Genomic DNA, 7498 nt, shown 5'->3' with positions numbered 1-7498 from the left:
CGCTACGAGGCCGAGTTCGGCATGCCGCTGCTGGACAGCTACGGCAGCACCGAACTCGGCAACATCGCCTTCGCCACCCTGGACAACCCGGTCGCCTGCGGGCGGGCCATGGAGGGCATCGGAGTCAGGGTCGTCGACGAGGAGGGCCGCCCGGTGCCCGCCGGGGAGGCCGGCGAGATCGAGGTCGACACCCCCGACGGCCTGGAAGGCCTCATCGCCGAGGACGGCACCGTCCAGCCCGCGCCGTCCGGCTGGCAGCCCACCGGCGACCTCGGCCGGCTCGACGAGCACGGCAACCTCTTCGTGCTGGGCCGCAAGCTCGCCGTGCACCGCAATGGCTACACCCTCTACCCGGAAGTGATCGAGCGGAAGGCGGAGGCCGCACAGTGCCCGGTGCGGATCGTGCCGCTGCCGGACGAACGGCGCGGAACGCAGCTGGTGTTCTTCGTGGAGGACGAGGAGGAACGCGACGCCGCCCACTGGCGCGAGGTGTTCAACGGCCTGCTGCCCGCCTTCGAACAGCCCAACCGGGTCGTCGTCCTCGACCGCTTCCCGCTCAACCGCAACGGCAAGCCCGACAAGCGCGCCCTGGAGTCCCTCGCCCGGCAGTGACGGCCGGGCACACGAAGGGGGTTGGCGACCCGGGCCCGGACCCGGGTCGCCAACCCCCTTCGGCTTTGACTTCGTTACGTCTCAGACGTACGGCAGCTCGACCGGCGCCAGCGCCTCGAACCGGTCCCCGGGGCCCGGGTTGTCCGGATGGGTCGCACCGCCCAGGTGACGCAGCACGCCCCACACCGCGTTGAGCGCCGTGGTCACCGCGCCCTCGGCGAAGCCGGCCGTCCACGACACGTCGTCCCCGCACAGGAAGAAGCCGCGCTGCTCCGGCTTCATCTCCTCCTGCATGAACTGGGTGAACAGCCGCCGCTGGTAGCGGTAGTGGCCGGGCAGGTTCGACTTGAACGCGCCCATGAAGTGCGGTTCGGTCTCCCAGGTGACCGTGATCGGCTCACTGACGATGTGCGAGCGTATGTCGGTGTCCGGATAGATCTCCGACAGCCGGGCCAGCAGCGCGTCCAGCCGCTCCGCGGGGGAGAGCGTGGCCACCTTCAGCGAGTCGTCGTTCCACGTGTACGACAGGCACATCACCGCCGGCCGGCCCGGACCGTTCTCGAACAGGTAGACACCGCGCGGCAGGCGGTCGGTGAGCGTCATGCCCATCACGTCCCCGCCGGTCTCCGGGTCGGCGTCCCGCCAGAAGGGCCGGTCCACCAGCACGAACAACTTCGACGCCCCCATGTAGTGGGTGCGTTCGACGGCCGTCCAGTGGCCGGTCGGCAGCAGCACCGGATCGCACTCGACGCGGTGCAGCAGCGTCCACACGTGCGGGCTGTAGACGACCGCCGGGTACTCGCGCTCCCGGCCGGAGGCGTCCCGTACCGCGATGCCGTCCATGGTGCGGCGCAGCCCGGCGACCCCCGGGCGCGGCGAGCCGCCGTGCAGGGAGGCGAGCGACGTGCCCGACGGCCAGTGCACCGAGTCCGCGGGAGCGTGATTCCACAGGCCCAGCGGCACCTGCTGGGCGCCGCCGTCGATCAGTACGTGGTTGTCGTCGGCCTCGGTGTAGACGACCCGCAGGATCTCCAGGAAGGAGTTGGGGAAGTCCGTGTCCCAGCCGCCCGAGCCGAACCCGACCTGGCCGAAGGTCTCGCGGTGACGGAACGACTGGAAGGCCGGGGTTGTCGCGAGGAAGCCGTAGAAGGACTGGTCGTCGAACTCGGCGACCAGCCTGTTCCACACGGCCTTGAGGGTCTCCACGTCCCGGCGCTGGATCGCGTCCCGCACGGTGGACAACTCGGCCCGCTCCTGCAGCGCCTTGGCCCAGGCGTCCGCCACCTCCTGGTAGAGGCCGGGCAGTTCCTCGGCGACGCGGGCGCGGTGGCTGGCGCCGCCCAGGTGCACGACGGTGCTCGGGGTGCACGGCGCCAGCGGGTTGGGGAAGGGACGGGTGTCCAGCCGCAGCATGCCGATGTAGTGGAACAGCGCGCGGGCCGACAGCGGGAAGCGCATCGCGCCCATCTCGGCCACCCAGCGCGGGTCCTCCGGGAAGGGCACCGACCGCATCCTGCCGCCCAGCTGACCCGTCTCGTACACCACGGGCCGCAGTCCGAGCCGCATCAGCTCGTACGCCGCCGTGACACCGGCCATGCCGCCGCCTACCACCGCGACCTCGGTGCCCCGCACCTCTTCCGGCAGGGCGCCGAGGCCGGCCGGGTGGCTGAGCCAGTCGTCGTAGGAGAAGGGGAAGTCCGGGACCAGCATGGTGGTCGGGCGCGGGCCGGCAGTCGTCATGACGGGAAACCTCTCGGCCGTGTCGGCGACGGGGCCGCGGGATCGCGGAACGCCCCGGCGCCTTCACGCTAGGGAGGGGCATTCCGGGCGGACAACCCCTACCGACCCCGGACCGCCCCTCCGGGTGCCGGCAGCACGATCGCCGTCACCAGCAGGCCGCGTGCGGCCGTCCAGCGGCCCTCGAAGGCGCCGACGTGCTGTCCCGAAGCATTGCGCGCCGGACGCAGGATCCGTGCGTGGAAGGCGCCGCCGGAGGGCTGCGCAGGGCCGGCCCCGGAGGCCGGGGTGAAGGTGATCTCCGCGTCCTCGAAGTCGAGTTCGGTGCGCATCATCGGGAACCACGCCTTGTAGACGCACTCCTTGGCGCTGAACAGCAGCCGGTCACGGTGCACCGCGCCGCCGCCCGATCCGGCGCGTGCCCAGGCCAGTTCGCCGGGCAGCGCGATGGACTCCAGCACACCGTGCGGCAACGGGCCGTCGGGTTCGGCGTCGATGCCCACGGTGACCGCGTGCGACGCCCGCGCGAGGGCCGCGGCACGGTAGCCGTCGCAGTGGGTCATGCTGCCCACGACCCCGGCCGGCCACAGCGGGATGTTGCGCACCCCGGGCAGCACCGGCGCGGGCGGCACCCCGAGCCCGGTCATCGCCTCGCGCGCACAGGCCCGCACGGTGGTGAACTCCCGCCGCCTGCGCTCCACCGCGTCGCCCAGCGCCTCCCGCTCCCCGGGGAACAGGCCGTCCTCGCCGCCGTCCCCGACGGCGTCCTCGAACGCCTCCGCGCAGGCCACCGTGGGTGGCACCAACTCCTCGATCACAGGCCCTCCTTGACCTTGGCCGCGCCACTGCCGCCCCCGCTCGCCGCCGTGCCGGCGTCGGGCTCGGGGTGCGGCAGTATCTGCCGCAGCAGGCCGCGCGGATGGCCCCGGCGTCGCCACTCGCGCGGATAGCCGATCGAGACCTCCTCGTGCCGCACCCCGTCGTGCCACGTCGTACGGGGGATGTGCAGATGGCCGTAGACGACGGCCGCGGTCGGGAACCTGCGGGGCCAGTCGGCGGTGCGGACGGTGCCGCACCACTGCGCGAACTCCGGGTACCACAGCACCTCGGTGGGCTCGCGCACCAGCGGATAGTGGTTGACCAGCACCAGCGGCACCGACGGATCGTGCGCCGCGAGCCGCCGCTCCGTCGCCTCCACCCGAGCCGCGCACCACGCCTCCCGGCTCGGATACGGGTCCGGGTGCAGCAGGTACTCGTCGCTGCACACCACCCCCGTCTCGTGGGCGCGGGCCAGCGACTCCTCCTTGGTGGAGGTGCCGGGCGCCAGGAACGAGTAGTCGTAGAGCAGGAACAGCGGGGCCACGGCCACCGGGCCGTCCGCGCCCTCCCACACCGGGTACTCGTCCTCCGGGGTCACCACGCCCAGGCCGCGGCACATCTCCACCAGATGCCGGTAGCGCCGCTCCCCGCGCAGCTGCACGGGGTCCTCGCGCGGTGTCCACAGCTCGTGGTTGCCCGGCGCCCACACCACCTTCGCGAACCGCCGTGACAGCAGCCGCAGCGCCCACTCGATGTCCGTGGTCAGCTCGCCCACGTCACCGGCGACGATGAGCCAGTCCCCGTCCGAGGCCGGCCTCAGTGACTCGGTGATGGGTCGGTTGTCCGGCATGCCGATGTGCAGATCGCTGACGGCGAGCAGCCGCCCGGCGGCGGGCGCGGTACGGGCGGTCCGCGCCGGGGTGTCAGGCGCTGTGGGCGACATCGCTGTCCAAACTGACCGGGAGGTCCTGGCGGTGACTGATGTTTATCTTGCGGTAGACCCGGGTGAGGTGCTGTTCGACCGTGCTGACCGTGATGAACAGCTTGGCGGCGATCTCCCGGTTGGTGTGGCCGTACACGGCCAGCGCGGCCACCCGGCGCTCGGCGTCGGTGAGGGAGGCCAGCGCGGCGGCGTCCGGCCGGCCCGCGCCCGCGTCCTGGGGGGCGGAGTCGCGGGACGGCTCCGGCTGCAGCGTGCGGCACAGTTCCTCGGCGCCGCACGCCTCGGCCGTCCGCCACGCCTTGCGGACCAGTTGCCTGGCCTGGGTGAGATCGCCGAGCTCCCGGTGCGCGCGTCCCAGATCGGCCTGCGCGCGGGCGGTCTCGTAGGAGTCGCCGGCCTTGCGCAGCGCGGTCAGGGCCTGCCCGAGCAGCCGGATCCGCTCCCAGGGCGGCCGGGTGGCGGCGAGGATCCGCAGCGCCGGGCCGCGCACCGCCCGCTGCCCGGGCCGCTCCAGCTGCTCCCTGGCCAGGCCGGCGGCCCTCGTCTCGTCGCCGAGGGCCAGCCAGGTCTCGGCGGCGCCCAGCCGCCACGGCGCCAGACCCGCGGTGTCCATCCGCCAGGCCGTCATCCGCTCGCCGCAGGCCAGGAAGTCGGCGAGGGCGGCGTCATGGCGGCCGGTGGCGAGCTGGTGACGGCCGCGCGCGTACAGATAGTGCACGCCGTACCGGGTGTCGAACATGGTGGCGGGCATCGGCGTCTCGAGCAGTTCGGCCACGCGGTCGTGGTGGCCCATCGCGCTGCGGGCCTGGACCAGTGTGCCCAGCGGCATCCCCACGGCCACGCCCCAGCCGTGGGCCGGCAGGTGCTCCAGTGCCCGCTCGACGGACTCGGCCGCCTCGCCCAGCCGGCCGCGGCGCAGGGATATCTGGCCGCGCAGCGCGCCGAGCGCGGTGTGCCAGCCCGCGAAGTCCTGGCCGTCCGTCTCGGAGAGGAACCGGTCGCACCATCTGGACGCCTGCTTCAGCCGGTCCGCGTACACCAGCGCCAGCAGAGCCGTCCGCACCTGGTCGAAGCCCTGGTCGGTGGGGCGCGTGGCGCCCAGCAGCCGGTCCGCCTCGTCGGTCGCGGACTCGTCCCACTCCTCGTACAACGCCGCCCTGAGCAGCCCGAACGCCCGGTACGAGCCGACACCGGACCCGTCCCCCGACAGGTCCGCGGGGCCGTCCAGACGGTCCAGCAGCTCCCTGATCGCGTCGACGGCGTCGGGGTAGGTGGTGGCGAGCATCATCTGGACGGTGCGCACCTGGGTGTCGAGCAGCGTGTCGGGGCGGTCCGACATCGCCTCGCCGACCTGGCGGATCAGCGCCGCCGCGTCGTCGGTGCGACCGTTCCACAGCAGGCCCACCGCCAGGCGCAGCGTCTGGGCGGGGGAGAGGAGGCCGGCCAGGGCGGGCCCGGTCAGCGACTGCATCCACGGACCCGACGCCGAGGGCTTGAGCCGCCAGATCAGCTGGGCCAGGTCGGCCTTGATGGTGAGCCGTTCCTGCTCGTCGGCGGTGCAGCGCTCGGCCGTCTGGAGGCACTGCGTGGCGAGGGCCGTGTCGTCCTCGCCGGCCGCCTGGCGCGCCGCCTCCCGCAGCACCGCCACGGCCCACGCCTCGCGCGGCGCCGCGTCCTCGTGCCCGACCAACTGGCGCGCGGTCTCGAGCGCGGGTGCCCCGCACCGGTGCAACTCCCTCGCGGCCAGGGCCCGCAGACGTCCGGCCTGCACGGTGGGAACGTCCCGCAGCACGGCGCTGAGCGCGGCCTCGTGCCGGAACGCGGCGCCGTCGAGGACGCCCGCCTCGGTGAGCGCGGCCAGGCACCCGTCCACGACCGGTTCCGTAAGTCCGGTGAGCGCGGACACCAGTGGCAGCCCCCCGGCGCCGCCCAGCACCGCCACGGCCCGCGCGACCAGCACGCCCTCGGCGCCGTGGCGGTGCACACAGGCGAGGGCGGCCTGCCGGAACATCTCACCGGCCTTGGGCGCGGCGGCACTTCGGGCTCGGCCCGCCGCGTCCTCCAGCAGCGCGTGCGCCAGCAGGGGACTGCCACCGGTCGCCGCGTGCCACGCGGGCGCGAGCCGGGCGGCGTGGGCGGGCCCGGACATGTCCGAGAGCAGCCTTTCGACGCCCGCCGCCGACAGGGGCGCGAGCCGCACCTCGTGCCTCTGGGGCGGCTGAGGCAATTCCCGCAGGGCGGCGGTGAGTTCGCCGTCGCGCGAACCGGTGGCGACGAGCAGGGAGACCCGTTCGGCGGGCAGGGCACGCCAGGCGCGCACCAGGCACAGCAGGGACTCGGGGTCCGCGAACTGCGCGTCGTCGACGACGACCAGCACGGCCCCCGTGGACGCCGCTTCGGCCAGGCGGTCGTGGAACTCGCACGGCCGGGAGTCGTGCCCGCAGCCCCCTTCGGAGAGGACGGGTGCCCGCGACGCCGCGTTGTCCGGCCCGAGTCCCTGGAGGAGTTGCTCCAAAACCGCGTAGGGGTAGGTCTGTTCATAGGGCGAGGCGACCGCGCTCAGCACGCGCGCGCCGCCGGCCGTGACACGTTCCGCCACGCTCTGCAGCAGGGCGGTCTTCCCCGAACCGACGGCGCCGGCGACACGGCCGACCCGGCGCCGGCCGCGTTCCACGGTGGTGAGGAACCGGGTGAGTTCCGCCGTCTCCGCATCCCGTTCCAGCAACATCATCAATTCCTTCCCCGTTAATTCCGTGCAAAGAATTGAGACATCTCCCGGGCAGTCCGGCCGCGGGATCCGGTACTACTGGTCAGTAGAACGGCCGGTCGGCGCCGGGAGGTTATGTGCGGCGGGTCCGAAACGTCGTTTTTAAAAATTCTTACACCTCTGTGTGTCTTAACCCGGGCAAAGCGGATGGCCGCTGGTCGTCCGGGGCTTCCCCGTGGACCCCTGAGGTGACGTCAGCAGCCGCAAAGCGCCGGTCAGTCGCGTTCGCGGGGTATCTCATGACGTCGGTTCGTGCCGCTGGGCGGGGTCCTCGAGGGCGACTCTAGCAACGACTGGCGTCGGGCAAGTAAATCCGCGGGGAGATGAACGGCGTGTGAAGTAAGGAGGATCCGTGGGGGAGGTGTGACGCAGATTAGGGGTCTGTGGCGAACGTTAGGGGGAGTTGCTGGTGGAACTCCGGCATTGTCGGCGATTCAATCAACGTCACGCGGTTCCGACAGGGCCGCAGACCACGATGTCGCCCGGCCGGACCCGAGCCGGGCCGGGGGTGGAGCCGGCGGATGACAACGACGACTGAGGCGACGGCGGATGCGCGCGGGCGTGTGGCCGAGTTGCACGGGATCCGTGCGCAGGCGGTGGCGGGTCCGAGTGAGAAGGCG

5 protein-coding genes are annotated in these 7498 nt (G+C 72.9%); 1 reads left to right on the top strand and 4 read right to left on the bottom strand.

What is annotated here, in order from left to right:
* On the top strand, positions 1–612 hold a 612-nt coding region (locus tag IE249_RS39555; protein WP_229859986.1), incomplete at its 5' end, for an AMP-binding protein.
* Positions 613–693: 81 nt separating this feature from the next.
* On the opposite strand, the gene IE249_RS34795 is transcribed toward IE249_RS39555, so the two are convergent.
* The 4 genes from IE249_RS34795 to IE249_RS34780 form a co-directional block, all read right to left on the bottom strand.
* The gene (locus IE249_RS34795) at positions 694–2352 is read right to left on the bottom strand and encodes a flavin monoamine oxidase family protein (RefSeq protein WP_189711408.1); all 1659 of its coding nucleotides are present in this window, start codon (positions 2350–2352) and stop codon (positions 694–696) included.
* 98 nt (positions 2353–2450) lie between these two features.
* Positions 2451–3167, bottom strand: a complete 717-nt coding sequence (locus IE249_RS34790) for a 4'-phosphopantetheinyl transferase family protein (RefSeq protein ID WP_189711406.1) — start codon at positions 3165–3167, stop codon at positions 2451–2453.
* Positions 3164–4111: a metallophosphoesterase family protein gene (locus IE249_RS34785; RefSeq protein WP_189711404.1), complete on the bottom strand. Its 948-nt coding sequence runs from the start codon at positions 4109–4111 to the stop codon at positions 3164–3166. Before IE249_RS34785 ends, IE249_RS34790 begins: the two co-directional genes overlap by 4 nt.
* Positions 4092–6842: a helix-turn-helix transcriptional regulator gene (locus tag IE249_RS34780; RefSeq protein WP_189711402.1), complete on the bottom strand. Its 2751-nt coding sequence runs from the start codon at positions 6840–6842 to the stop codon at positions 4092–4094. Before IE249_RS34780 ends, IE249_RS34785 begins: the two co-directional genes overlap by 20 nt.
* Positions 6843–7498 lie beyond the last annotated feature (656 nt).

This window comes from Streptomyces anandii JCM 4720 (genome assembly GCF_014650655.1).
GTDB classification, from domain to species: domain Bacteria; phylum Actinomycetota; class Actinomycetes; order Streptomycetales; family Streptomycetaceae; genus Streptomyces; species Streptomyces anandii.
Note: the sequence above shows the minus strand (reverse complement) of the source record. Positions and strands in the feature narration are given on the sequence as shown.